The sequence below is a fragment of the Halalkalibacter oceani genome, assembly GCF_040544555.1.
Taxonomy (GTDB): domain Bacteria; phylum Bacillota; class Bacilli; order Bacillales; family Bacillaceae_D; genus Halalkalibacter; species Halalkalibacter oceani.
The window spans coordinates 25,612-49,349 of sequence record NZ_JBEPKD010000029.1 but is presented as its reverse complement, the minus strand read 5'-3'; the positions used below and the strand labels follow the sequence as shown (position 1 = coordinate 49,349).

The window sequence follows — 23,738 nt, the reverse complement described above, 5'->3', positions numbered from 1 at the left end:
ACTAGTCAAGCCGCGTAATTAATTTTTTAAAAACACTAAAAGCGAAATGGGGGTCGTCTAACAATCGTGAACTAGGCTTTATGAAATTGATTCAAGTAAAAATAGTAGATAGAAAAAGGAGTGGAAAAAATGAAAATTATTGATGTCATCCCTCACGTATTAATTTCTCCTTTGGAGGAACCATTTGCTTTCTCACAAGGCTGGGTGCATCAGCGCAGCACAGTTCTCGTAGAAATTGTTACAGATCAAGGAGTAACGGGTTGGGGAGAGTCTCTTTGCCACGGGCTTCAGCCACCGGAAATTGCAGCGTCGTTTATTAAGTATTGCTTTAAGCCTCTGCTTTTAGGAAAAGATCCATTTGACGTGGAAGTAATATGGGAAGAAATGTATAATCTTTCAAGGCCGTATGGCCAGAGTGGAGCTGCGGTAAATGCGATAAGTGGCGTGGACATTGCAATATGGGATGTGATCGGGAAAAGTGTAAACAAGCCAGTAAGCAAATTAATTGGAGGGATGTTTCGGAAAGCAATTACGCCTTACGCCACTGGCTTTTATCGAAAAGAGAACCAGGATGATATTGAATCCGGGATTAAAGAGGCGAAAGAGCATTTAGCAAAAGGATTTCAAGCGTTCAAACTGAAAATCGGTTTTGGAGCAGAAGCAGATCTTGAATATATTCATGAAATCCGCAAAGCTGTTGGCGATAAACCGAAAATTATGCTTGATGCCAATGGAGCGTACAATGCTTCTCTTGCCAGAAAAATTTTACTGGAAAGTGAACGCGACAATATTTTCTTTTTCGAAGAACCTTTACCTCCAGAGGATTTAGAAGGATATAAACAATTACGAAATGTAACAAAGACTTTTGTTGCTGCTGGAGAAAACATCTTCGGGAAAATCGGATATCGGCATTGGATTAGTGGAGGAGCACTCGATATTTTGCAGCCGGATCTTTGTTCTTCCGGAGGTTTTACTGAATGCAAAAAAATAGCGGCAATGGCTCAAGCCTATAATACGATGCTTATCCCTCATGTATGGGGCTCCGGGATAGGGCTGGCCGCATCCTTACAATATATTGCTTCGCTTCCCCCGGCACCGTTATCTTTAAATCCATTGGAACCTTATTTGGAATATGATCAATCGTCTCATCCATTCCGCGAAGATTTAATTTTCCATGCGATTCAAATGGAGGATGGAATGGTGAAAATACCTGAAAAGCCTGGATTAGGGATTGAAATCAATCGTGATGTGATTGAGAAATACAGCGTTCGTGTCTTTCGGTAGCAGTTGAGCTAAGGGGCACCCCTGGTCATTCTACTTACTCTCCTCTGACGCATGAATAAAAAAGAGCTCGGCAAAAGGGTTGCTTCTCCCTTTAAGCCGAGCTCTCAACAGTTAGTGAGGCTAGTATTACTGATCCGTATCAGCTGGATACACGCCGTTTTCATCGTGTGTTTCCGCGCCGGTAATCGGCGGATTGAATACGCATACCATGCGCATGTCTGTTTTGGCGCGGAGAAGGTGCTCATCGTGCTGATCAAGGGCATAAATTTCATCTTTCTTGATCGGCCATACTTTATTGTCCTTTAATGTGACGACTTCTCCTTCCCCTTCAATGCAATAAACGGCTTCAAGGTGATTCTGGTACCAAATATGGGTTTCTGTACCTGCTTTAATGATTGTATCGTGGACAGAATAACCCATCCCGTCTTTCTTTAAAAGCAGGCGGCGACTCGTCCAGTTGTCTGCCTTTACTTCCTGATCTGTTCCAATAATGTCTTTTAGGGCAACTACTTTCATCTATGATAACCTCCATCAATGTCTGTTTCGTATTTTAGTGTGGTGTATAGCATTTTGTTTATGAACCGACAAGCTCCTTCGCTCCAACGACGGATTTGACGCTTTCCTCAAGGATGTGCACGCCTTTTTCGAGGCCTTCATCATCAATGTTAATCGGCGGGAAGAGCTTAAAGACTTCATCCTCAGGTCCCGATGTTTCCATAATCAAGCCGCGCTGGAATGCTTCGGCTGTCACTTTGGAAGCGAATCCTTCAATTTCCGAAGCGACGCCGGCCATGAAGCCTCTGCCGCGAACCTCGCCTTTCATTTCCGGATACATATCGACGAGCTTTTGCAACGTCGCTTTGATGACCTTGGCTTTTTCCTGAACATTTCTTTCCAATGTGTCATCTTTCCAGTATGATAATGCCGCAGTGGCGGTAACGAAGGCGTGGTTGTTACCACGGAATGTTCCGTTATGCTCGCCGGGATCCCAAATATCCAAATCAGGGCGGATCAAGGTGATCGCAAGCGGTGTACCGTACCCGCCGATGGACTTCGACAGACAAATAATATCTGGCTTAATTCCAGCCTGCTCGAAGCTGAAGAATGTACCTGTACGGCCGACGCCGGCTTGCACATCATCTACAATAAGCAGAATATCCCAACGTTTGCAAATCGCTTCAATCCGTTGCAGCCACTCGAAGCGGGCGGCATTTATTCCACCTTCGCCTTGAACGGTCTCAAGAATCATCGCGGCTGGAATCGCTACACCGCTGCCCCGGTCCTCAAGGAAACGCTCAAGGTACTCCAGGTCATCGAGACTGTCGGAGACGAAGTTATCATAAGGCATTGTTACGACATGCTGTAACGGGACGCCGGCTCCTTTTCGTTTAAATGAATTTCCCGTCACTGAGAGAGACCCGATCGTCATCCCGTGAAAGCCATTCGTGAAGCTGATAATATCCGTACGTCCGGTCGCTTTCCGGGCAAGCTTCAATGCGCTTTCTACTGTGTTCGTTCCGGTTGGGCCGGGAAACATAATTTTATATTCCATGTTTCGCGGCTTTAAAATAACATTATTGAAGGTTTCAAGAAATTCAGCTTTCGGTGCTGTAGCCATATCAAGTGAATGGGTAACACCGTCGCTGAGAATATATTCGACTAATTTCTCCTTCATATATGGATCATTATGACCATAGTTCAGCGCGCCGGCACCTGAGAAGAAGTCAATATATTCTTTTCCGGCTTCATCCCACATTTTATAACCTTTTGCTTTCGTAAAAACAGTTGGAAAGCTGCGGCAATAACTACGTACCTCGGATTCAAGCTCTTCAAAAACCTTCATATCTGTTTTCGTCATGTTTATGTTTTCCTCCTTATTCATACATTAATACCTATACTGGGTAACGTATTTGAACAACTACTTTATTCCCCGCTTATCAATCAAGTAAACCTATTTTTTGAGATTTTTTTCAATTGGACCTATTCGAAAAGCTAATTCTTTTTCGTGATGATTACCTGGAAACAGATCTTCAGAGAAACATTCGGTCACTTCGCAATTCGTTTGATAGGTTCGCGCTAAGCGGCGGAAAAGAGCCTGGGATGCTTCATTAGAAGGAGTGATCGTCGCTTCCACGTACGAAATCGCCTTTTTCTGGCGCTCGACAAGTTCTTGCAGCATTTTGGAAGCAAGCCCCTTGCCGCGTTGCGAAGCATCTACTCCAATTTGCCAAACGAAAACAGCATCCTGTCGTTCTGGAGGAATAAAAGCTGTAATAAAGCCGACGAGAGTATCACCCTCTTTTGCGACTACACATGTATCGGCGAAAAATTCACACATCATGATGTATTTATAAGCAGAATTCTGATCTAAAGTCGATTGATTGACCAATTCCCACATTGCAGCGCCATCTTCAACAGTAGGTTTATCGAAATGAATTTTTTCGACTGTTGCTGTTGCAGATGTTAGTTGATTTTTAATAGTGATTGCCCTCCTTACGTCCAATTTTTTTCACATTTTTATCATACGGGGATGGAGAAAAGATCGCAACTTAGCTTATTACGGATTAATCGGCTTAAGACACTCTTAGGTCTGATTAGAGAGACTAAGGGCAGTCATCGCTGTAAATACTGCTAAATGGTTAACATTTCTAACAAATTGAAAAAAAGCGAAAATTGATTTTTGGCGAAAGGTCAATATTGATAAGGGGTTCGCCGGTTTTATTAAAAAGAAGACAGAAAAAAAAGCGCCCGAATGTTTTACTCGTGCGCTTTCGACAAGCTTATTCATCTTTCTTGCTTTCTCACTTTTTCCTGCTTCATTGCCTCATCAGCAGCGTGGAATTCTGAAGCGTAATTCACTTCCTGAGCCTTTTTCAAGGTGGAATATTCTTCTTTGACCTGTTTTTTCTTACTCTCCATCTGTATCACCACATTTCCTTATAAGCTGTTTATAGGTTATGCAATCTCAAATGGGATATACTTCAAGCTTTTGCCACGGTCCTATACTTTTCCTACGCCTCTTTTGCCCCGAGCTCGTCAAGTGTAGGCTGTGCCGTTCTCATCATATAAAGATGGTACTGGTCTTTTTCAATTTGAAAAAGATGATAATGATCGCCTGATTGGTTAATCATCCGGTAAAGGTCGGGACGCAGTTCATTCGCTAGTGAACAATAAGGCAGCTTTTGTGCAGCCATTGTTGAGCGGATGTTTTCTTTACGAATCCGCATGAAAACGGTTTGAATATCACCGCTGAAAAATAGTTCACTAAAAAAAGCTTCCTTCGCCAATTTGTTATAGCCCTTCCCAAAATAAGGCTTTCCGATCCAAGTACCGAGGAATCCGCTGCCGTTTTCAATATCGTATAACGTGATGGCCCCGATAGGTGCGCCCCATTCATCAACAATTGTCCGGGAGATGAGTTCGCCGCGTTCTTCTGCTTCGATTGTCTGTTTTGTCAGAAAGACGAATTCATCATAGGAAGACACTTTTTGCCGAACGAAAGGAAATACAGCCGGATCTATTAACAGGTCATACATAACATGACAATCAGCGACGTCTCGTTTCTTTAAAGTCATCAAAAAAACCCCCTTTGGACATGGGGGCAGAACATTGGCACACCCCCGAATTTAACGATGAAACGAATCAAATTCAACTTGCAGACTGGCGGTGACCAAAAACCTTACAAATGTTCAAATAACTCTATATATGTTTAAATATTAAGATTAAACGTGTTTATTGATGTTGAATCATTGAATAAGGCTGATATTCGCTTGTATGCTCTTGAATACTTCTATATATTAATGGTTTTTCTTAAAAAAAGATACACTTTTTTATTAATTTTTTGTGAAAAATTTTCTCTTTTTTAGTGATTTTTTAACAGATCTTCTAAAGCCTGCTTTGCGTGCGGGAAATGATACTCGTAGCCGTGTCTTTTCGCCTTCTCAGGCAGAACCTGTTGTCCGTCTAAAACGAGCGTGCTCATCTCTCCAAGCAAGGCTTTTAAGGCAAAAGCAGGGGCCGGAAGCCAATGGGGACGTTGAAGAACAGCAGCGATTGTTTTGCCGAACTCCTTCATTTGCAGCGGCGCGGGAGCGGTCAGGTTGAGCGGCCCTTCCACCTCCTGATTTGTAAGGGCAAAGTCAATCATGCCGATGACATCGCGAATATGAATCCAGCTTACCCACTGGTTGCCCGACCCTAGAGTCCCTCCGGCAAATAATTGATAAGGAAGCAGCATTCTTTGCAGCGCACCTTCCTCCTTGTCGAGGACGATACCTAAACGGCAATAGACAACCCGGATACCGAGAGAGCGCGCGCTGCCGGCTTCATTTTCCCAGCGCTGGACAACATCGGATAGAAAGTCCGAGTCGACAGGGGCGGAATCTTCCTTGAAAACGGCTGTCTCCGAATGGCCGTAATAGCCGATCGCAGAAGCGTTAATCAGTACTTCCGGTTTCTTATCCAATGCGTTAAACAGATCAATGACCGCCCGGGTAGACTCGATCCTGCTCTGTAAAATGCGCTGTTTTCTTTTGGCGGTCCAGCGCCCCGCGCCTATTGATTCTCCAGCTAAATTGACAAAGGCATCAATTCCTTCCAGCAGTTGTTCCGGCCTCGCCGTTTCATTGAGCCATTCCACAAAGGTAATTCCGCTTTTCGATGGCTTATTGCCCGCGTTTCTTGTTAAAATGTAAACAGTATGACCTTGCTTGACGAAATGCTCGGACAGCTTTGTACCAATAAAGCCCGAGCCCCCGGCTATCGCAATTTTCATCGTGCATCCCTCCTGATTATTCTCTACCCTTTCAACGCTAAGAGTAGACAGTGTTATGCTTATTATAGAACAGGGAGGTGCTCCCATGGCGGCGATCATCACAAAAATTACGGCACAAAAGCGAAATAAGGCCCGTTACAACCTTTATCTTGATCGTGGATCAGGAGAAGAGTATGCCTGCAGTGTGGACGAGGATGTCCTTATTAAGTACCATTTGCGAAAAGGATTAGAGATTCAGGAAGAGGAACTGATCCGGCTGCTTGAAGAAGATGAAATGAAAAAGGCGTATCATCTCGCTCTCCATTATTTATCGTACCGGATGCGTTCGATTGCCGAGGTGCGCGATTATTTGCAGAAAAAAGAAAAGAAAGCAAGCGATATTGAAGCGGTTATTGCCAATTTACTTGAACAACAGCTGTTGAATGACGGGGAGTTTGCCCGTGCCTACATCCGTTCGAAAAAAAACAGTCTGCTGAGAGGGCCTTTTAAATTAAAGCAGGAGCTGCTGCAAAAGGGTGTGAAGGCTGATGTTGTTGACGAGGCGCTGATGGAATTTCCCCCTGGCGAACAGCAGGAGCGGATTGCAGCCTGGCTGCAAAAGCAGCAATCGCGCAGTCCGAAGCTGTCCGAACAGGCGTGGCGGACTAAATTGGCAAATCAATTGATGAGCAAAGGCTTTACCCATGAGGTGATTACGGCGGCCTTCCAGCAGGTCGAGCTTACAAACAGCGCGGATGAGGAATGGGATGCGATTATGTATCAAGGGGAGAAGCTTTTACGGAAATATACGAAATATGAGGGATGGGAACGGCAACAGAGAATCAAACAGGCCTTATACCGCAAAGGATTTTCACTTGAAATCATCGAGCGGTTTTTAACGGAACAGGAGCTAAAGTAGCTTATTTTGTCACAGGTTTGTGGTTGTCTTATAATGATCGTACAGAGAGGAATGACGAGATGGATACGAAACGCTTCAGTGAAATGTCAGAATTTGAATTAAAGCAGGAAATCGCCGCTTTAAATGAAAAGGCAAAAAAAGCAGAGCAATTAGGGATGATGAATGAATTTGCTGTTCATGAGAGAAGAATGCTGATGGCAAAAGCGTATTTGCTTGATCCGAATGATTTTCAACCGGGGAAAACATATCTCCTGACCGATGGAGAATCGAGCTTTCAAATATCCTATTTAAATGGCCACTTTGCCTGGGGATACCGCAATGACGGGACAGAGCTTGAAGCCGTTCCGATTTCCCTGTTGGCGAAGGAGAAATAAAAAAAACAGCGGTTTCGTCTGCGCAAATCCTATACCGAATAAAACGTTCGGTATAGGAATTTAAAACTGGACGCAGACTTTGCACACTGACGTATTTGCTATCTTTGACGTTTTCTTACGTTGTTTTTGAGCACAATCTCATGCTGAGTCATTTGTGTTTCCCCATTCACCTGATCTGCGGCATGCTTTGGATTGGCACGAGGGGAGTCGAAGGGATCTTTATAGCGAACGAATTGTTTCTCCTTACCCATAGCTGGCACCTCCGTCATCAGATAAGCTTATTTCCCGCCTTTGCGCATACGGTCGCGCGGGTGGGTGTTGATCGTGCCGTCTGCACGAAGCGACTGATGTTCATTATGATTTGGTGATTGTCCTGCAAATGATTTATGATTCGGAAAGCCCTTCGCTTTGTTTCGCATTTTTGTCAGCCCCCCTTGTGAAGTGCTCAACTGTAGTATAAGTAAACAGGTTCCGCACTATGTTGTATAAAGATTGTCAAAGGAGGAAGAACCGGTGGAGGATCAGTTCCGCAAGTTAACAGAACAGTTATTATCAGTCAATCAGGAGCTTTCCACGGGACAGGCGCGTACGTGGGTAGAAAGCCTATGGGAAGATTTTGAAGCGACGCGGGCTAAAGGAGGCTGGAGCTATAAAGGCCCTGAAGTGACCGCGCAGATTGTCAGCAAGTGGATTAACCAGTACGGTCCTCATTTGCATCGTTATCAGCCCCGCGATAAAAAATTCGCTCATCTTAACAAAGAAGACGAGCTAAAACAGTAAAGGGTGTACGCCTTTAAAGGGTTGTTTTTCCTTTTGACGTACACCCGAAACTTAACAGGCTATTCAGTTACAACATTTAATTTTTTTTGCAAAGTCTCCTCGCTGAATACCCAGCCTGTGTAGGAGCTGACAATTTCCAAATCCTTTGTCAGCTGAACAATGGCGACAAAGGGGTAATGTCCTTTACTACGGTAGCGTAAGTCAACGAAGCGGACTTCGGTTAACTCACCTTTCTCCTCAACTTCCCAGCGATAAGTCGGGGAAAAGGAGAGAAAGGCTGCTAAATTTGGATCACGCCTGGCCGCAGAAATAACCGGAATATCTGGAATCGGATCAAATGAGTATTTCTCAAAGTACTCAATTTTGTTATTGCGTGATTCAGCGACATATAACAGCTCCGGTGTCCGAATGACAAGGTGCCACTGGTTCCAGCGAATCGAAGGAGAGACAAAAACATGGGTTGCATCTGGATGCAGCCTTTTCGCATGTTTGTCGACTTTCTTCTTTTCGAATATTCGCCAGCTGTAGTAAAGCACAAGGAGAAGATAAAGAATGAAAAAGGTCGGTCCGGCTGCAGCGCCGAATGCCCAGAGCGCAAAAGCTGCCAAGTGACTAAAAAAGATAAACGGGTCAAAGATGTTAATGACACCGAGCGCAATCCATTTATTTGAAATAGGTCTGAGCGCCTGTGTACCGTAAGAGTTGAAAATATCCACAAAGACATGGAGCACAACGGCAATAAAGGACCAAAGCAGCACGAGCTGCCAGTTAGTTTCAGGAGTAAATGCGACAATGCCTGCTGTAATAAGCAGGGGCCAGATAAAAAGAGCAGGCAGGGAATGAGTAATCCCGCGGTGATTTCGAATGTAGACCGCGTTGTTACGCAGCTTTAACACCGTATCGAAATCAGGCGCCTGAGAACCGATGATCGTCGCAATCATAATCGAAGTAGGCAGCAATGGATCATTTGCGATTGTAGGGTCGAGAGTCGCTAAGCCGCCAAGAGAGAGGCCCATGACAACATGTGTTCCAGTATCCAAGTTTGCAGACCTCCTTGTTAACATGAAAGCAAAATCAATGTCAGCCGATAAAGAACAGCCGGAAATTAGTTTTCTTATACTATAATGTATTTATACCCGGTTAAGCAACGGCTAAAAGAGGAGTTATAAAAATATGACAAAACCTTTACAAATTTTTATGGAATATAAGGTGAAAGAGGCGCAAATTGGGCGATATGAAGAGGCGATGAAGGAAATTATTCAGGTGCTGCCCGAATACGGCGCAAGTCAGATCGAGTGGTTTGTGGCCGAGGATCAGCCTCATCTTTATGTGGAAATGTTTGCAGTGCCGACATTATCGCATTATCATGTATTAAAAAAATTGCGGAGATCAGAGGAGCATTCGCTCTTTCGGAAGATCGCGCCCTATATTGAAGGTGGAGCGGAAAACATTCATTGCTGGGCGTTTCAACGGAAAGAATAAGAGGAGGAAAAGAGTGGAGAACGAACTGCTGCAAGATTTTGCAACTGAGTCATTTAGAGAGAGTTTGGTCAACTGGTTTTATGAAAATCAACGGATATTGCCGTGGCGGGAGTCAAAGGACGCCTACAGAGTGTGGGTATCGGAGATCATGCTCCAGCAAACGAGAGTCGAGACGGTTATTCCGTATTATGAAGCGTTTATGCGGCGCTTCCCTACCGCGGAGGATTTAGCGGCGGCGGATGAAGAGGACATTTTGAAAGCGTGGGAAGGGCTAGGCTATTATTCCCGCGTGCGCAATTTGCAAAGCGCGGTGAAGGAAGTCGTCGAACAATATGGCGGAAAGGTGCCCGATACAAAAGAAGAAATCTCCTCTTTAAAAGGGGTAGGCCCTTATACGGCGGGAGCGATTTTAAGCATTGCTTACGGCAAACCGGAACCGGCCGTTGATGGAAATGTGATGAGGGTGCTTTCGCGGATTTTGCTGATTGAGGAAGACATCGCGAAGCCGGCAGCGAGAAAACGGTTTGAACAGGTATTATATGAGCTGATTTCCAAAGAGGACCCGTCAGCCTTTAATCAAGGGTTGATGGAGCTGGGCGCATTGATTTGCACGCCTCGTTCCCCTGGCTGTCTGTTATGCCCCGTACGTCCGCATTGCCGGGCTTACGAGGCGGGTGTCCAGGAAGGATTGCCGATTAAGTCAAAAAAGAAAAAGCCGTTACCGAAGCTGATGGCGGCGCTGATTGTGCGCAATGAGGAGGGCGAAGTGCTGATTGAAAAGCGACCCGCCGAAGGGCTTCTGGCACGGCTGTGGCAGTTTCCGAATATCGAAACGGCCGGCGTGGCCACTCAGAAGGAGGAGCTGGCCGCCTGGGCAGAGGAGCAGTTCCAGGTGGAAGCGCTGAGCAAGCCGGTGCAGACAGTCGAGCATGTGTTTTCTCATTTGATCTGGCAAATTACAGTATATGAAGCGAGGGTGAAAGGTCGTCCAATTGGAGAAAGCGAAAGTAGGAGATGGGTATCAAAACAGGAAATTGAGCAATTCGCATTCCCGGTTTCCCATCAGAAAATCATTCAGCATTCAATTTAGGAGGAAACGAGATGGAGCTTTATCTGGCTGACAAGGTCGTTCTTGTAACAGGCGGTTCAAAAGGAATCGGACGGGCCATCGCGGCCGCTTTTAAAGCGGAAGGCGCTGAAGTGGCGATCGTCGGGCGTGGAAAAGAAGCGCTTGAACAAGCGCGCAAGGAGCTTGATGTTTTCGCGATTGAGGGTGATGTGACGAAGGAAGAGGACCGACGACAGATGATTGACGAAGTCATCAAACAATGGGGACGAATTGATATTCTGATCAATAATGCCGGCGGAAGCAACGGGACGACGGTCGCTAATACGGATGTCGCCTTGTTCTATGAAGCGATGGAGCTGAATTATTTTTCGGCGGTTGCCTTAAGCAAGCTCGTCCTGCCTTATATGAAAGAAAGGCGCTCCGGCTGCATTGTTAATATTACCTCGATTTTCGGCAGGGAATCCGGAGGAAAGACGACTTACAATAATGCGAAAGCAGCTTTAATCAGTTTCACAAAGGCTTTAGCTGACGAAGCAATTGCCGATGGAGTCCGGGTTAACGGCGTAGCGCCAGGCTCCATTCTCCATCCAAGCGGAAACTGGCAAAAAAGACTCGAAGAAAACCCTGAGAAAATCAACCGCTTTATTAATGATCAAATTCCAGCCCGGCGGTTTGGCACACCGGAAGAAATTGCCGACGTAGTGACGTTTTTAGCCTCGGACAGAGCAAGCTGGATTGTCGGGGCGACGCTCAACGTCGACGGCGGACAATCAAAAGCTTTTTAAAGCTTTTCTTAAGCTCGAAGCAGTGAGCGGAACCGCCACGCTCTCTTTTAACAGCTTCCTCACAACGGGCTTATGGTGAGTGAAGCCACTGAAAAACCTCTTTTTCCGTAACTCGAAGAAGAGTAATGGCTCCGCGCGTTGCTTCGAGAAACCCACTCGTAGCAAGGCTTTCAAAATCAGGCAACGGCTACGCTCATTACGAAAAAGCTGTTGAAAAAGTGAAAATCGTACTTTTTCAGCAGCTTCTCCTCTCTAAGCTTTTAAAGACATGTAGCGCCTCCGTTCATTGCATAAAAGAAGTGTCCCAAAGAATTTTTGGGACACTTCTTTATTGATCATCATTAATCAGGTGGATTTCGCTTATTTTTTGCTTTGTTTCAGCGGTGCCGAGGCGGTACAGCTCTTCAAAGACATCATTTAGTCCGCGCTGGAATTCGTTTTTATCGGCGTCGCCTGTTTCATCATCAAAATGCCGGAAGGAAAAGAGGTTCCCAAGTTCAACATCATGGGCCTGAACCTGGTGCAGCAGATCTTCCAGCGCTTTCTTTTCAGCAGGCGTCGCTTCAATTTCATATTCAATCAGTTGTCCGTCATCGACACGGGTCGGGCTGATCGTATCCATACTGATCGGATTTAAATTCACATAATATAATTGTTTTTCCATGAGCCTACTCCCCTTTCTAGCCTTAGCATGTCCAGTTTTGACAAAGATACCCGAACGCCGGGGAGCTGATTGGCGATGAAAGAAAAGGCTGTCCCTGACTCGCTTGAGCAAAGTCCGGGGCAGCCTTTTTCCGTTTGCACCCTCATCAGTGAGAGAGGATGATTCGTCCATTAATTTTCTTTTGTTCCACAAGCTCGTGAGCAGTGGCCGGTTCCGAGAATGGGAGCAATTTGCCGACATGCGCCTGTAAGGTGCCCGCCGCGAACTTTTCAGCAATCTCCTGCCCGGCCCGTTTCATTTCTTCAATTGGTGCAGTTAATAAAAGAATTCCTTGCAGGGAAGCATTTTTTGCGTTCAGCATCCGCCAAGGCAAGGTCGGAGTGTTGTCAACCGGAGAACCAATTGTCACGATCCGCCCGCCGGTGGCAATCATCTCTAAATCCTTTTCGATATTTTCACTTAATGACATATCAAGAATCAGATCGACGCCTTTTTGCTCCGTCAGCTCTTTCGCGCGCTCTACAAGATCCTCCTCCTTGTACATAATCACATTATCGGCGCCCGCTTCCTTGGCGAGTTTCGCTTTTTCGTCATCGCCAGCTGTGGCAATAACATGAGCACCTGACTGTTTCGCAAGCTGAACGGCTGCATGGCCGACGGCTCCCGCTGCGCCAAAGATGAGAACCGACTGGTTCGGTTGCAAGTCTCCACGATAATAAAGCGAAAGATGGGCGGTCATGAACGGCATTGCCAGCGCGGCCCCGTCCGTGAAGGTAGTATTCTCAGGAAGCGGGAAGACGAGCTCATGTGATACAGCGGCAAATTCCGCCGATGAGCCTTTAGCTCCCGTCGCCCAGACGCGGTCGCCAACAGCGACTCCGGTGACAGAGGAACCGATTTCGACAACTTCTCCCGCCAGGTCAAAATGAGGAATATGAGGGAAACTGTCGACAGGGCGAATCCCTTTCCGGAAATATGTATCAACTGGGTTTACTCCACTCGCTTTTACCGCAATAAGAACTTCATTTGCCTGAATAACCGGCTTTTCGACTTCTGCTACCTTTAAGACAGAAGGATCTCCATATTGTTCGTATACGATTGCTTTCATGACTATCGCTCCTTTTCAATAAACTAAACGCTTTCAATTTTCATTTTATACGAATGTTTCGAAAAAACATATAATCTTGCTTTAAAAAGTTAAGGTTTCCTTTACAACTGGTTATCGTTTCAATTTGGAACGGAATTTTGTTTCAAAACGAAACAAGAAACACTTTCCGGTGTTGCTAGTCAGCGTTTTAATGGGGATTTCAAGTTGGCACGGTCATTGCATACTAATAACGTGAAATGATTCTGCAATTGAAGGAGAGAGCTCAAATGTTTTCAGAAAAAATGGATTTGCGTTTGCCTGGTCCGGTTCAAGTGCCGAAAGAAATTCAGCGCGCCATGCTGCAAAGCTTCGACAGTCCGATGATGGATTATCGGAACCCTCAGTTTCAGGAAGTGCTGCAACAGACAATTCAAAAAGCGAAAATGATTTTTCAAACGGAAAATTTAGTTATTCCGTTAACATCAAGTGGAGCGTCGGCGCTTGAGGCGGCGATTGTCAACACGGTCGGGAAGAACGATACGATCATCCTCTGTGTGATTGGCTACTTTGGGGAGTATTTGCAGAAGATCACAAACCATATCGGCTGTAACGTCGTGCGGATCGAGGCGGAATGGGGTGAGGTCATTGACCCTGAAGATGTCCGCAAGGCGCTGAAGGAGCATCCGGAAGCGAAGGCAGTTTTCGCCACTCATTGTGAAACGTCGACCTCCGCGCTTAATCCAATCAAAGAGATTGCCGCCATCGTAAAAGAGACCGACGCTTTATTTTTAGTTGATGCGGTCAGCTCGATTGTCGGTGCCCCCTTATATATGGATGAATGGGGGATTGACATCGTCGCGACAGGTGGGCAAAAAGCGTTAATGCTACCGCCTGGTCTGGCTTTGATTACGGTCAGTGAAAAGGGCTGGAATGTAATTGACCAGCAGGACTGTCCATCCTTCTACTTTGATTTATCTGCCTATCGCAAAAGCCTCGATGCCGGAGTGGGCACGCCTTACACTCCTAATATCGCTCTCGTAAGCGGCTTGCTTGAAGCATGCAATATGATCGAACGAGGGGGAGGAATGGAACAGGAATTCAAGCGTCACGCCGCCCTGCGCGACATGACACGGGCGGGGGTCCGCGCATTAGGGGTTGAATTATTAGTCGCCGACGAAGCAGCCAGTCCGACGCTAACCGCGGTAAAGCTGGAGGAAGCAGACGAGTTTCGCAAGCTGATGCGTGAAACCTTTCATATTGCGCTGGGGGGCGGACTTGGAAAAGTAAAAAACAAAATAGTGCGGCTTGGTCATATGGGCTATACAGATGCAGCCGATATTTTGAAAATGTTCGCCGCAATTGAATTGGGATTGAGACAGTCCGGCCATGACGTTGAACTCGGGGCCGGGGTCGCAGCCGCGCAAAAGCAATGGCTTGAAAATCCAAATTGTTAATAAAATTCCAAAATTCAAACTTGCTCGTTTCATTGCGTGCTATGATAGAACTATCAAGTCGCAAGGGGTGGACGACATGTCTGAAATCGTTATTTTAGCTCCAATAAACGAATTGGTAGAAGTTGCTCAGGAAGCCTGTGAGAAAACGGGAGAACAAATCCCGATCAAAAAAGTTTCTCTTGCAGAAGCGGTTCACATCGCGAAACAATGCGAACAGGCCGGAGCTGAGATCATTATTAGCCGCGGCACAGTAGGCTCGACGATCAGCGGTTCCGATATTACGATTCCGGTCGTGCAAATTCCGATTACAGGTTATGATTTGCTGCGGACGATCATGAAAGCGTTTAAATACGGAATGAAGGTCGGCATTGCCGATACGGCTGAAGTATTGCAAGGAGTGGAAAGCATCGAGGCCTCTCTTGGACGGAAAATCGAAAAAGTTCAGGTAAATACATTGGAGGAAGTCAAAGCGGGCGTCGCGGAATTGCTTGAGCGTAAGATTGATGTATTGATCGGCAAAAACATTTACGTCAACGAGGTGAAAGAGACTGATGTTAAAACGGTCATGCTTTCATCCGGTGTTGAATCAGTCATTCAGGCAATCAACGAAGCGAAAAGCTTAATCGACGTAAGACGGGCGGAAATCTCGCGGACAAAGCAGCTGAAAGCGATTCTTGATTTTATCGCGGAAGGAGTCATCGCTGTTGATGATAAAGGAATTATCACCGTCTGCAATCCTCCTGTCAGCAACATTCTAAATATTCCGTATGATCGCCTGATTGGAAGGCCGATTGAAGAGGTGTTTTCAAACTCGCGTATTAAAAAGGTCATCGCCACCGGAAAAGAAGAGTTGAACCGGATTCAGGAGGAAAACGGCGTTAAGATTATTACGAATCAGATTCCGATCAGGCATGAAAATAGCGTGTTCGGCGCGGTTTGCACCTTTCAGGAGCTTCAGGTGCTGCAGCGCCAGGAGCAGGAAATCCGGAAAAAGCTGCTTCATCGCGGTCATGTGACGAAATACCGCTTTGAGAATATCGTCGGCAAAAGCCCTGTTTTTTTAGAAGCGCTGGAAAAGGTGAGACGTTACTCACAAGTCGACTCCACAGTGCTATTGACCGGTGAAACAGGAGTGGGAAAGGAAGTGTTCGCCCACTTGCTCCACGCCTACAGCAAGCGTTCGGACGGTCCATTCGTCGCTGTTAACTGCGCCGCGATCCCGGCCAATTTGCTGGAAAGTGAGCTGTTCGGCTATGTCGACGGCGCTTTTACCGGAGCGAGAAAAGGCGGGAAGACAGGGCTGTTCGAGCTTGCCCATCGCGGCACGATTTTTCTTGATGAAATTGGTGAACTGGATGAATCGTTGCAGGCACAGCTGCTTCGCGTTCTTCAGGAAGGAGAGGTCATGCGGCTTGGCGATGAGCGCGTCATTCCGATTGATATTCGGGTGATTGCGGCGAGCAACCGCGACTTCGCCAAAATGATGGAAGAAGCCAAATTCCGTGCTGATCTCTATTACCGCCTTAATATTCTCGACATTATCATTCCTGCGCTGCGGGAGCGGGCCGACGACATTCCACTATTATGTGATTATTTCATCGCCGAGCTTACGCCAAGCATCCAGCGGGAGATCAAAGGCTTCGATCAGGAAGCGTTGACGCTCTTGCAGCGCTACCAATGGCCTGGAAACATCAGACAGCTGCGCAATGTCGTCGAGCGCTCGATGATTCTCTCGCCGGAGAGCACGATCAGCGCAGAAACGGTAAAAGTCGCCGGCGGAAAAGATTTTGCTGACTATATCGCAGCGGAAAAAGGAGAGGCACAAGATCAGGGGAAGCTGCAAAATTTTGAACGCGATTATATTCTCCAGGTGCTGAAGCAGGTGAATGGAAATAAGACGGAAGCGGCGAAAATACTTGGCATTGGCCGGACGACGTTATGGCGCAAAATCAATAATAAATAAAGGAGAATGGCCTATGAAGGATACAATGATATCTTCCTTGTTGGACGACAAAGTGATTACCCGCCTGAAGGAAATCTTCGGCGCCGATCGTGTCATGACAGGGAAAACTGATATGATCACTTACTCATATGATGCTTCATTTGAAACGCAGCTTCATCCGCGGGAACCGGAAGTGGCGGTGATCGCTCTCTCAACCGAGGAAGTAAGCGAATGCGTCAAGCTGGCAAATGAATATCAGATCCCGGTCTATCCCCGCGGGGCCGCCACTGGGCAAACAGGGGGAGCTGTGTCGACGAAAGGCGGCATCATGATCGATCTGTCTAAGATGAACCGTATTGTAGAAATCGACTACAAAAATATGCAGGCGATCATCGAGCCAGGTGTGGTGCAAAATGATTTGAATGAAGCGTTGAAGCCATATGGACTGCGGTTTCCGCCTGATCCGGGAAGCGCCAATATGTGTACGATCGGCGGCATGGTCGCAAACAATTCGAGCGGGCTGCGCGCGGTGAAATACGGCGTGACACGGCATTATGTACTCGGCATGGAGGTTGTTCTTCCAACCGGCGAAGTGATCGTAACAGGGGGAGCGAAATCAAAGGCGTTAAAATCGGTTTCCGGCTATGACCTCGCTCACCTATTAATCGGTTCTGAAGGAACACTTGGCATAATGACCCGTTTACGGCTTAAGCTTCTGCCTCTTCCGGTGACGCGCGGGATCGTTTTATGCTCGTTCGAGCAGCTTGAGCAGGCCGGTGAAGCGGTCAACGCTGTCTTCTCGTCAGGACTTCAACCATCAGCGATTGAAATTATGGATTTCAACTGTACGAAGGCTGTGAAAATGATGAAGCCCGAAATCGATTTGCCGCTTGATTGTGAGGCCGTGCTCGTATTTGAGGTTGATGGGGCGAAGGAAGAAGTCACCTCTCAAGTCAACCGCTTAAAGAAAGTGGTAGAGCCTTATACGAATTTCCTTCGATTCAGCGATGAGCCGGATGAATGCGAGCAGCTTTGGCAGGCGAGAAAGCTCGTTGGCGCCTCCGTCGGTTTGCTGAAGCCAGGTGGTTTCAGAGTATATGGAGGAGAGGATATTTGCGTACCGATTTCGCGTTTGCCGGAAACGTTGCGGGCGATTCATAACATTGCCGAGAAATACGGAATAGTGTGCGGGATTTACGGTCATGTCGGCGATGGCAATATGCATACCGGCCCGGTCATTAACCGCAATAATGAGCTGGAAATGACAAATGTGCAAAAAATGATCGATGATATTCACGAGCTGGCGATTGAGATGGAAGGAACGACGACGGCTGAGCATGGAGTCGGGCTTGTCCGGGCGAAATATATGGATCTGGAGCACGGCGCGGCAATGGATGTAATGCGGGCGATTAAGAAAACGCTCGATCCGAACAATATTTTAAATCCGGGAAAAATGGCGTTGCCGAATTAAGAACCCTTTGGAGGTGAGGAAATGAAAACGCTAACAGCGGAAGAGTCAATGCATACGTGCGTGCGTTGCGGCGCATGCCGCGGTGTTTGTCCGACGCTCGATATTACGGGGAGGGAAGCGGATGGTCCGAGGGGACGGGTGCTGATGGCGCGGAGCCTGATTGAAGGCGAGATTCCGGTCAATCAGGAGATTAAGCAGCAGCTGGATCGCTGTCTTCTTTGCTCAGCCTGCGTTGATGCCTGTCCGATTGATGTGCAGGTGCCGGACATTGTTATGCTGGCGAAAGAGAAAGTCGCTGCTGCAGTCGAGAGCAGCACTGCCGTCGCAACCGATCTGGAGAAGCCGTCCTATCCGGTGCGGACCTTTAAAGATTTCTTCTTTGATAAAATCCTGCCGAACCAGAAGCGCCTGAATCAAGTCGGCCATTTGCTATGGTTCTATCAAAAAAGCGGGCTGCAAACGGTCACCCGCGGGCTTGGCATTATGAAGCTCTTTCCGGAACAGCTCCGGCTCATGGAGCGCATTACTCCGGCTGTGGAAGCGCCTCGTAAGCGAAAGCCGCATCCGGAATTTACCGCCCGTGCGAATACCGATGCACCGGCCAAAGCTCGTGTCGCTTTTTTTCAGGGCTGTATTATGGATGTAATGTTCAGAAAGACAAATGAAAATTCGATCAAGCTGCTGGCGAAAACCGGCTTTGACGTTGTCACACCGACATTGCAGAAATGCTGTGGGGCTCTTCATCATCACAGTGGCAAAGTCGACAAAACGATAGAGCTTGCCAAGCTGAATATCGAAGCGTTTGAAGAAGCGGAAGTTGATTATATTATTTCAAATGCAGGAGGCTGTGGCGCTGCATTAAAGGAATATGTTGATTTGTTTAGAGATGATCCCGAGTGGCTGCCGCGGGCGAAAGCTTTTTCGGCAAAAATTCGTGACATTAGTGAACTGATTTATGAGAAAGGGGAGATGCCGGAGACCGTCGGAAGAGGAGAGCGGGTCACCTATCAGCCGTCCTGTCATTTGCAATATGTGATGAAGGTGAAGGATGCGCCGGCAAAGCTTGTCAAAAAAGTGCCGGAGACCGAATATGTTGAGCTGGCCGATAAAAAGCTGTGCTGCGGCTCGGCGGGAATTTACAACCTGTTGCAGCCGAAGCTGGCCAATGACATCCTTGATAAAAAGATGAAGCATGTGCAGCAAACAGATTCGGCGGTACTTCTCACAGCTAATCCCGGCTGCTTTTTGCAAATGAAGCTTGGCATCCATAAAGAGGGAATGGAGGAACAAATCGAAGCAAAGCATGTTGTCGATTATTTAGTAGAGTCGATTGAAAGAGCTGAAGGAGATCAGGAGGAAAACAGCAAAATCATTGAGATACAAGGAGGAGATATTCGTGCAAAACTATGAGAAGGTTGGAAGTTTTCAAGTCGCTTCAGAGCTGTACCAGTTTATTAACACAGAAGCACTGCCGGACAGCGGTGTGGAGCAGCAGCAATTTTGGACTGATTTTGAAGCATTGGTTAAGGAGTTTGCACCGGAAAACAAAGCACTGCTTGCCGAGCGTGATGCCCTCCAGCAGAAAATTGACGACTGGTATCGGAAAAATGGTGGAGCATTTGAATTTGCGCAGTATAAATCCTTCCTGACAGAAATTGGCTACTTGGAGCCTGAGCCGGAGGATTTCCAAATTACGACCGATCAGGTTGATGTCGAATTTTCTAGCCAGGCGGGTCCGCAGCTCGTTGTTCCGGTTAATAACGCCCGCTATGCAATCAATGCCGCCAATGCCCGCTGGGGAAGCTTATATGATGCCCTTTACGGCACTGATGCGATTTCCGAAGAGGACGGGGCAGAGCGTGGGAAGGGATACAATCCCGTCCGTGGCGAAAAGGTTATTTCCTTTTCGAAAGATTTTCTTGATAAGACATTTCCTTTGGAAAACGGCTCTCATCATGAGGTGACAGACTATCGGCTGATCAATGGCCAACTTACGATTGCTCTTGAGAATGGTCAATCTGCCATCTTAGCTAATGAAGAAAAGTTTGTCGGCTATCAGGGAGCGCCGGATGCGCCAAGCTCGATTTTGCTGAAAAACAACGGCCTCCATATTGAGATTCAAATTGACCGGACACATCCTATCGGAAAAACAGACAAAGCCGGCGTGAAGGATATCGTCGTCGAAGCGGCGATTACAACGATCATGGATTGCGAGGATTCGGTGGCGGCGGTCGATGCGGAAGATAAAGTACTCGTGTACCGCAACTGGCTTGGGTTAATGAAAGGCGATCTTTCAGCGACCTTCGCCAAAGGAGGAAAGCAAATCACTCGTACGCTTCAGCCTGACCGTCAGTATACGACCGCCGCGGGAGATGAGATTACGCTGCGCGGACGTTCGATGATGCTCGTCCGCAATGTCGGCCATCTGATGACCATTAACGCCGTGCTCGACCAAAACGGCGAAGAAATTCCGGAGGGGATTCTTGACGCTGTCGTGACGAGCTTAATTGCGAAGCACACGCTGCTTGGCAATGGCATATACCAAAACTCGTCGGAAGGCTCCATTTATATTGTAAAACCGAAAATGCACGGCTCCAAAGAGGTAGCCTTTGCCAACACGTTATTTGCTCGCGTTGAGAAGATGCTCGGGCTGATGCCGAATACGCTGAAAATCGGCGTCATGGATGAAGAACGGCGGACATCGTTAAATTTAAAAGCGTGCATTCGAGAGGTGAAGGACAGAGTCGTCTTTATAAATACCGGCTTCCTTGACCGGACAGGGGATGAAATTCACACTTCGATGGAAGCGGGACCGATGATCCGGAAAAACGATATGAAATCGGCAACCTGGCTTGGCGCGTACGAAAAATCAAATGTGCAAACCGGATTGGAGACAGGGCTGCAAGGAAAAGCCCAGATCGGCAAAGGAATGTGGGCGATGCCTGATTTAATGAAGGCAATGCTTGAACAAAAATCAGCTCAGCTTGAAGCAGGGGCGAATACAGCCTGGGTGCCATCACCGACAGCGGCGGCCCTTCATGCTCTCCATTATCATGAGATTGATGTCATAGCCGTGCAAAATGAGCTGAAGCAGAAAGCCGAACGCTACCAAGATGCGATACTGGAGCTGCCTGTGGCGCAGGAGGCTCATTGGAGCGCGGAGGAGATTCAGCAGGAGCTTGATAATAACGCGCAAGGCATTCTCGGCTATGTCGTCCGCTGGGTGGAGCAGGGAGTCGGCTGCTCGAAGGTCCCTGACATTACGAATATCGGCTTGATGGAAGACCGGGCAACATTGAGGATTTCGAGCCAGCATATGGCGAACTGGCTCCGTCATGGTATTTGCACGGAAGAGCAAGTAGTGGAAACGCTGAAACGAATGGCGAAGGTTGTCGATGAACAAAACAGCCATGATCCGGCCTATCGTCCGATGGCAGCTAACTTTGACGAGTCCGTCGCTTTCCAGGCGGCAAAAGATTTGGTTTTTAGAGGAAGAGAGCAGCCGAATGGTTATACTGAGCCTATTTTGCATCAGCGTAGAATTGAATTTAAAGCGAAAACAGCGCAAAGAGCGTAACGGCTGACAAAAAAAGCATGTAATAAGGAGATGAAGGAAATGCGGACCATCAGAGAGAAGGCATTAGCCCTGCACAAGCAAGCGAATGGAAAACTAAGCGTTGATTTGAAAGTTGAGTTAAACAGTATGGAAGACTTAAGTTTAGCCTATTCTCCTGGGGTCGCAGAGCCGTGCACAGCTATTCACCAACATCCGGAGAAGGTTTATGATTATACGATAAAGGGCAACCTCGTCGGCATTATCTCCGATGGCACGTCGGTGCTTGGACTTGGCAATATCGGAGGCGAAGCTTCGATGCCGGTGATGGAAGGAAAGGCGGCTTTGTTTAAAGCATTTGCCAATATTGACGCGTTTCCGATTTGTTTAAACACGCAGGACCCGGACGACATTATTCAAACGGTTAAAGCGATGGAGCCGACATTCGGCGGCATTAATCTCGAGGATATTTCAGCGCCGAATTGTTTTATTATCGAGGAGCAGCTAAAGAAAGAGATGAACATTCCGGTTTTTCATGATGACCAGCACGGGACAGCAATCGTTACGGCAGCAGGCTTGCTCAATGCTTTAAACTATGTCAACAAGGAAATGGAAGATGTGACGGTAGTCGTCAATGGAGCGGGGGCAGCGGGCATCGCCATTACGAAATTGCTGCTGCGTATTGGAGTGAATGACCTGATTCTTTGTGATTCAAAGGGACCGATTCATCAAGGTCGAAGCGGTTTAAATGAAATGAAACAATCAATTGCCGGACAGACGAATCAACGGCAAATTTCTGCCTCACTCGCAGAAGCGGTCAAGGGGGCGGATGTATTTATTGGTGTCTCAGTTGCCGGAGCGCTGACAAGCGAGATGATTTCGACGATGAATGAAGACCCGATTATTTTTGCGATGGCGAATCCCCAGCCGGAAATCATGCCGGATGCTGCCAAGGCGGCCGGGGCAGCTGTCATCGGCACAGGGCGGTCAGATTTGCCGAATCAGGTGAACAATGTGCTCGCTTTCCCGGGTATTTTTAAAGGAGCATTGAGTGTGAGAGCTTCCGAGATCAACGAAGAAATGAAAATAGCGGCGGTATATGCGATCGCCAATTTAATTGAACGGGAAAGCCTCACAGCTGATTATGTGATTCCGAACGTATTCGACGCGCGCGTCGTTCCGGCAGTGGCCGAAGCAGTGGCACAAACGGCTATTGAAACAGGAGTCGCAAGAAGAGCTACAACAAGTGATGCGGTCATATAAGGGAGGAAGGATGCAATGAAATTTATCAGATATGAGCAAAATGGACAGATTCATCACGGTGTGCTTGAAGGCACAACGATTAAGAAAATTAGCGGGACAATTTTTGGAGCGTGGGAGGAGACGGGGGATACGGTCACGAGCTCAGATGTTCAGGTGCTGGCACCACTTGAACCGCGAAATATTATCGGCATCGGCGCGAACTTCGTTGGCCAAACGGATGATTTACCTGAAACATTGCCGGAGATTCCTGTCTTTTTCTTCAAGCCGACCTCGTCTGTCATCGGACCGGGGGAAGATATCGTGATACCCCCGGCGCTTGAGGAAGTAAAATTTGAATCAGAACTGGCGGTGATCATCGGCAAAGAAGCTAAAAATGTCCCCGAAGATAGCGTGCTTGATTACGTCTTCGGCTATACGGTGGCCAATGACGTCACAGCGCCGCAATATTTCCATGAAAATGGTCATTGGACAATCGGCAAAGCATTTGACACATTTATGCCGCTTGGACCTGTCATTGAGACGGAGCTTGATCCGTTTGGCGTGAATGTTACCGCGACACTGAACGGAGTCGAAAAGCAAAACAGTCCAACGAGCTTGATGATTGTTCCGATCAGAAAAATGATTTCTTATCTTTCGCAGGTGATGACGCTACAGCAAGGGGATGTAATCCTGACCGGCAGTCCGCTCGGAGCGGAATTTGTGCGGGATGGAGATCAGATTGAGTGTGAAATAAAGGAAATCGGCGTTCTGAGAAATACGTTTGTCGCAGAGTGAGGGAGAGGCATAACGAGGCAGCATACAGCAGCAACGGCTCCGCTCATTGCTTAAAGGCTAGGATAAAAGGTTAAAAAACAACCT

25 protein-coding genes are annotated in these 23,738 nt (G+C 47.2%); 14 read left to right on the top strand and 11 right to left on the bottom strand.

Annotation, left to right across the window (positions count from 1 at the left end):
- Positions 1-129: 129 nt before the first annotated feature.
- Complete coding sequence (locus ABMB67_RS20580) at positions 130-1,284, top strand: mandelate racemase/muconate lactonizing enzyme family protein (protein ID WP_251223164.1); 1,155 nt, start codon at positions 130-132, stop codon at positions 1,282-1,284.
- A gap of 126 nt (positions 1,285-1,410) precedes the next feature.
- On the opposite strand, the gene ABMB67_RS20575 is transcribed toward ABMB67_RS20580, so the two are convergent.
- From ABMB67_RS20575 to ABMB67_RS20550, 6 genes are all read right to left on the bottom strand, one after another.
- On the bottom strand, positions 1,411-1,800 hold the full coding sequence (locus ABMB67_RS20575) for an ectoine synthase (RefSeq protein ID WP_251223163.1): 390 nt from the start codon (positions 1,798-1,800) through the stop codon (positions 1,411-1,413).
- Between the two features lie 58 nt (positions 1,801-1,858).
- A complete protein-coding gene (gene ectB, locus ABMB67_RS20570) occupies positions 1,859-3,142 on the bottom strand; it encodes a diaminobutyrate--2-oxoglutarate transaminase (protein ID WP_354573177.1) in 1,284 nt (427 codons plus the stop codon).
- Positions 3,143-3,235: 93 nt separating this feature from the next.
- Positions 3,236-3,769, bottom strand: coding sequence for a diaminobutyrate acetyltransferase (ectA, locus tag ABMB67_RS20565; protein ID WP_390189459.1), 534 nt, complete (start codon positions 3,767-3,769; stop codon positions 3,236-3,238).
- A 299-nt stretch (positions 3,770-4,068) separates the two neighbouring features.
- Positions 4,069-4,203, bottom strand: coding sequence for a YfhE family protein (locus ABMB67_RS20560; RefSeq protein WP_251223161.1), 135 nt, complete (start codon positions 4,201-4,203; stop codon positions 4,069-4,071).
- 92 nt (positions 4,204-4,295) lie between these two features.
- Entirely contained in the window at positions 4,296-4,859 is a 564-nt protein-coding gene (locus ABMB67_RS20555; RefSeq protein WP_251223160.1) for a GNAT family N-acetyltransferase, read from the bottom strand.
- A 287-nt stretch (positions 4,860-5,146) separates the two neighbouring features.
- Positions 5,147-6,058, bottom strand: coding sequence for a TIGR01777 family oxidoreductase (locus tag ABMB67_RS20550; protein WP_251223159.1), 912 nt, complete (start codon positions 6,056-6,058; stop codon positions 5,147-5,149).
- An 85-nt stretch (positions 6,059-6,143) separates the two neighbouring features.
- Between ABMB67_RS20550 and recX the strand changes: the two genes are divergently transcribed.
- Positions 6,144-6,956: a recombination regulator RecX gene (gene recX, locus ABMB67_RS20545; protein ID WP_251223158.1), complete on the top strand. Its 813-nt coding sequence runs from the start codon at positions 6,144-6,146 to the stop codon at positions 6,954-6,956.
- Between the two features lie 59 nt (positions 6,957-7,015).
- Positions 7,016-7,330 carry a YfhH family protein gene (locus ABMB67_RS20540; RefSeq protein WP_251223157.1) on the top strand — a complete coding sequence of 105 codons (315 nt, stop codon included), beginning with the start codon at positions 7,016-7,018 and terminating at the stop codon, positions 7,328-7,330.
- Between the two features lie 98 nt (positions 7,331-7,428).
- Here the strand turns inward: ABMB67_RS20540 and ABMB67_RS20535 are convergent, their stop codons facing one another.
- Both ABMB67_RS20535 and sspK read right to left on the bottom strand, forming a co-directional pair.
- A complete protein-coding gene (locus tag ABMB67_RS20535; protein ID WP_251194939.1) occupies positions 7,429-7,581 on the bottom strand; it encodes a YpzG family protein in 153 nt (50 codons plus the stop codon).
- Positions 7,582-7,608: 27 nt separating this feature from the next.
- Positions 7,609-7,749 carry a small acid-soluble spore protein K gene (sspK, locus tag ABMB67_RS20530; RefSeq protein ID WP_251223155.1) on the bottom strand — a complete coding sequence of 47 codons (141 nt, stop codon included), beginning with the start codon at positions 7,747-7,749 and terminating at the stop codon, positions 7,609-7,611.
- A gap of 94 nt (positions 7,750-7,843) precedes the next feature.
- Here sspK and ABMB67_RS20525 point away from each other — a divergent pair, with 94 nt between their 5' ends.
- Positions 7,844-8,110, top strand: a complete 267-nt coding sequence (locus ABMB67_RS20525) for a YfhJ family protein (RefSeq protein WP_251223154.1) — start codon at positions 7,844-7,846, stop codon at positions 8,108-8,110.
- 59 nt (positions 8,111-8,169) lie between these two features.
- Here the strand turns inward: ABMB67_RS20525 and ABMB67_RS20520 are convergent, their stop codons facing one another.
- Positions 8,170-9,150 (bottom strand): metal-dependent hydrolase, encoded by a 981-nt coding sequence (locus ABMB67_RS20520; RefSeq protein WP_251223153.1) that lies wholly within the window; start codon positions 9,148-9,150, stop codon positions 8,170-8,172.
- A gap of 133 nt (positions 9,151-9,283) precedes the next feature.
- On the opposite strand from ABMB67_RS20520, the gene ABMB67_RS20515 reads away from it, so the two are divergent.
- From ABMB67_RS20515 to ABMB67_RS20505, 3 genes are read left to right on the top strand one after another with little or no spacing between them, the layout of a single operon-like run.
- Positions 9,284-9,592, top strand: coding sequence for a hypothetical protein (locus ABMB67_RS20515; RefSeq protein ID WP_354573176.1), 309 nt, complete (start codon positions 9,284-9,286; stop codon positions 9,590-9,592).
- Positions 9,593-9,605: 13 nt separating this feature from the next.
- Positions 9,606-10,682: an A/G-specific adenine glycosylase gene (gene mutY, locus ABMB67_RS20510; protein ID WP_251223151.1), complete on the top strand. Its 1,077-nt coding sequence runs from the start codon at positions 9,606-9,608 to the stop codon at positions 10,680-10,682.
- A gap of 11 nt (positions 10,683-10,693) precedes the next feature.
- Positions 10,694-11,446, top strand: coding sequence for an SDR family NAD(P)-dependent oxidoreductase (locus ABMB67_RS20505; RefSeq protein ID WP_354573175.1), 753 nt, complete (start codon positions 10,694-10,696; stop codon positions 11,444-11,446).
- Between the two features lie 328 nt (positions 11,447-11,774).
- Here the strand turns inward: ABMB67_RS20505 and ABMB67_RS20500 are convergent, their stop codons facing one another.
- Together ABMB67_RS20500 and ABMB67_RS20495 are read right to left on the bottom strand one after the other, a co-directional pair.
- Positions 11,775-12,110: a hypothetical protein gene (locus tag ABMB67_RS20500; RefSeq protein ID WP_251223149.1), complete on the bottom strand. Its 336-nt coding sequence runs from the start codon at positions 12,108-12,110 to the stop codon at positions 11,775-11,777.
- Between the two features lie 145 nt (positions 12,111-12,255).
- Positions 12,256-13,218, bottom strand: coding sequence for an NADPH:quinone reductase (locus tag ABMB67_RS20495; protein ID WP_354573174.1), 963 nt, complete (start codon positions 13,216-13,218; stop codon positions 12,256-12,258).
- A gap of 266 nt (positions 13,219-13,484) precedes the next feature.
- Between ABMB67_RS20495 and ABMB67_RS20490 the strand changes: the two genes are divergently transcribed.
- From ABMB67_RS20490 to ABMB67_RS20460, 7 genes are all read left to right on the top strand, one after another.
- Entirely contained in the window at positions 13,485-14,651 is a 1,167-nt protein-coding gene (locus ABMB67_RS20490) for a pyridoxal-phosphate-dependent aminotransferase family protein (protein ID WP_354573173.1), read from the top strand.
- 76 nt (positions 14,652-14,727) lie between these two features.
- Positions 14,728-16,614 carry a sigma 54-interacting transcriptional regulator gene (locus ABMB67_RS20485; RefSeq protein WP_354573172.1) on the top strand — a complete coding sequence of 629 codons (1,887 nt, stop codon included), beginning with the start codon at positions 14,728-14,730 and terminating at the stop codon, positions 16,612-16,614.
- A 13-nt stretch (positions 16,615-16,627) separates the two neighbouring features.
- Complete coding sequence (locus tag ABMB67_RS20480) at positions 16,628-18,064, top strand: FAD-binding oxidoreductase (RefSeq protein ID WP_354573171.1); 1,437 nt, start codon at positions 16,628-16,630, stop codon at positions 18,062-18,064.
- 21 nt (positions 18,065-18,085) lie between these two features.
- Positions 18,086-19,474: a (Fe-S)-binding protein gene (locus ABMB67_RS20475; protein WP_354573170.1), complete on the top strand. Its 1,389-nt coding sequence runs from the start codon at positions 18,086-18,088 to the stop codon at positions 19,472-19,474.
- On the top strand, positions 19,461-21,641 hold the full coding sequence (locus tag ABMB67_RS20470) for a malate synthase G (protein WP_354573169.1): 2,181 nt from the start codon (positions 19,461-19,463) through the stop codon (positions 21,639-21,641). The genes ABMB67_RS20475 and ABMB67_RS20470 overlap by 14 nt, the downstream gene beginning before the upstream one ends.
- A gap of 39 nt (positions 21,642-21,680) precedes the next feature.
- Positions 21,681-22,880 carry an NAD(P)-dependent malic enzyme gene (locus ABMB67_RS20465; RefSeq protein ID WP_354573168.1) on the top strand — a complete coding sequence of 400 codons (1,200 nt, stop codon included), beginning with the start codon at positions 21,681-21,683 and terminating at the stop codon, positions 22,878-22,880.
- Positions 22,881-22,895: 15 nt separating this feature from the next.
- Positions 22,896-23,654, top strand: coding sequence for a fumarylacetoacetate hydrolase family protein (locus ABMB67_RS20460; RefSeq protein ID WP_354573167.1), 759 nt, complete (start codon positions 22,896-22,898; stop codon positions 23,652-23,654).
- Positions 23,655-23,738: the final 84 nt, after the last annotated feature.

Excerpts from the sequence above, each read along its gene's own strand:
- ABMB67_RS20560 (WP_251223161.1), bottom strand. The coding sequence starts at position 4,203 with ATGGAGAGTAAGAAAAAACAGGTCAAAGAAGAATATTCCACCTTGAAA.
- ABMB67_RS20505 (WP_354573175.1), top strand. The coding sequence starts at position 10,694 with ATGGAGCTTTATCTGGCTGACAAGGTCGTTCTTGTAACAGGCGGTTCA.
- ABMB67_RS20495 (WP_354573174.1), bottom strand. The coding sequence starts at position 13,218 with ATGAAAGCAATCGTATACGAACAATATGGAGATCCTTCTGTCTTAAAG.
- ABMB67_RS20555 (WP_251223160.1), bottom strand. The coding sequence starts at position 4,859 with ATGACTTTAAAGAAACGAGACGTCGCTGATTGTCATGTTATGTATGAC.
- ABMB67_RS20515 (WP_354573176.1), top strand. The coding sequence starts at position 9,284 with ATGACAAAACCTTTACAAATTTTTATGGAATATAAGGTGAAAGAGGCG.
- ABMB67_RS20540 (WP_251223157.1), top strand. The coding sequence starts at position 7,016 with ATGGATACGAAACGCTTCAGTGAAATGTCAGAATTTGAATTAAAGCAG.
- ABMB67_RS20575 (WP_251223163.1), bottom strand. The coding sequence starts at position 1,800 with ATGAAAGTAGTTGCCCTAAAAGACATTATTGGAACAGATCAGGAAGTA.
- ectB (WP_354573177.1), bottom strand. The coding sequence starts at position 3,142 with ATGACGAAAACAGATATGAAGGTTTTTGAAGAGCTTGAATCCGAGGTA.
- ABMB67_RS20580 (WP_251223164.1), top strand. The coding sequence starts at position 130 with ATGAAAATTATTGATGTCATCCCTCACGTATTAATTTCTCCTTTGGAG.
- ABMB67_RS20475 (WP_354573170.1), top strand. The coding sequence starts at position 18,086 with ATGAAAACGCTAACAGCGGAAGAGTCAATGCATACGTGCGTGCGTTGC.
- ABMB67_RS20535 (WP_251194939.1), bottom strand. The coding sequence starts at position 7,581 with ATGGGTAAGGAGAAACAATTCGTTCGCTATAAAGATCCCTTCGACTCC.
- ABMB67_RS20500 (WP_251223149.1), bottom strand. The coding sequence starts at position 12,110 with ATGGAAAAACAATTATATTATGTGAATTTAAATCCGATCAGTATGGAT.
- ABMB67_RS20460 (WP_354573167.1), top strand. The coding sequence starts at position 22,896 with ATGAAATTTATCAGATATGAGCAAAATGGACAGATTCATCACGGTGTG.
- ABMB67_RS20480 (WP_354573171.1), top strand. The coding sequence starts at position 16,628 with ATGAAGGATACAATGATATCTTCCTTGTTGGACGACAAAGTGATTACC.
- ABMB67_RS20465 (WP_354573168.1), top strand. The coding sequence starts at position 21,681 with ATGCGGACCATCAGAGAGAAGGCATTAGCCCTGCACAAGCAAGCGAAT.
- ABMB67_RS20490 (WP_354573173.1), top strand. The coding sequence starts at position 13,485 with ATGTTTTCAGAAAAAATGGATTTGCGTTTGCCTGGTCCGGTTCAAGTG.
- recX (WP_251223158.1), top strand. The coding sequence starts at position 6,144 with ATGGCGGCGATCATCACAAAAATTACGGCACAAAAGCGAAATAAGGCC.
- ABMB67_RS20550 (WP_251223159.1), bottom strand. The coding sequence starts at position 6,058 with ATGAAAATTGCGATAGCCGGGGGCTCGGGCTTTATTGGTACAAAGCTG.
- sspK (WP_251223155.1), bottom strand. The coding sequence starts at position 7,749 with ATGCGAAACAAAGCGAAGGGCTTTCCGAATCATAAATCATTTGCAGGA.
- ABMB67_RS20485 (WP_354573172.1), top strand. The coding sequence starts at position 14,728 with ATGTCTGAAATCGTTATTTTAGCTCCAATAAACGAATTGGTAGAAGTT.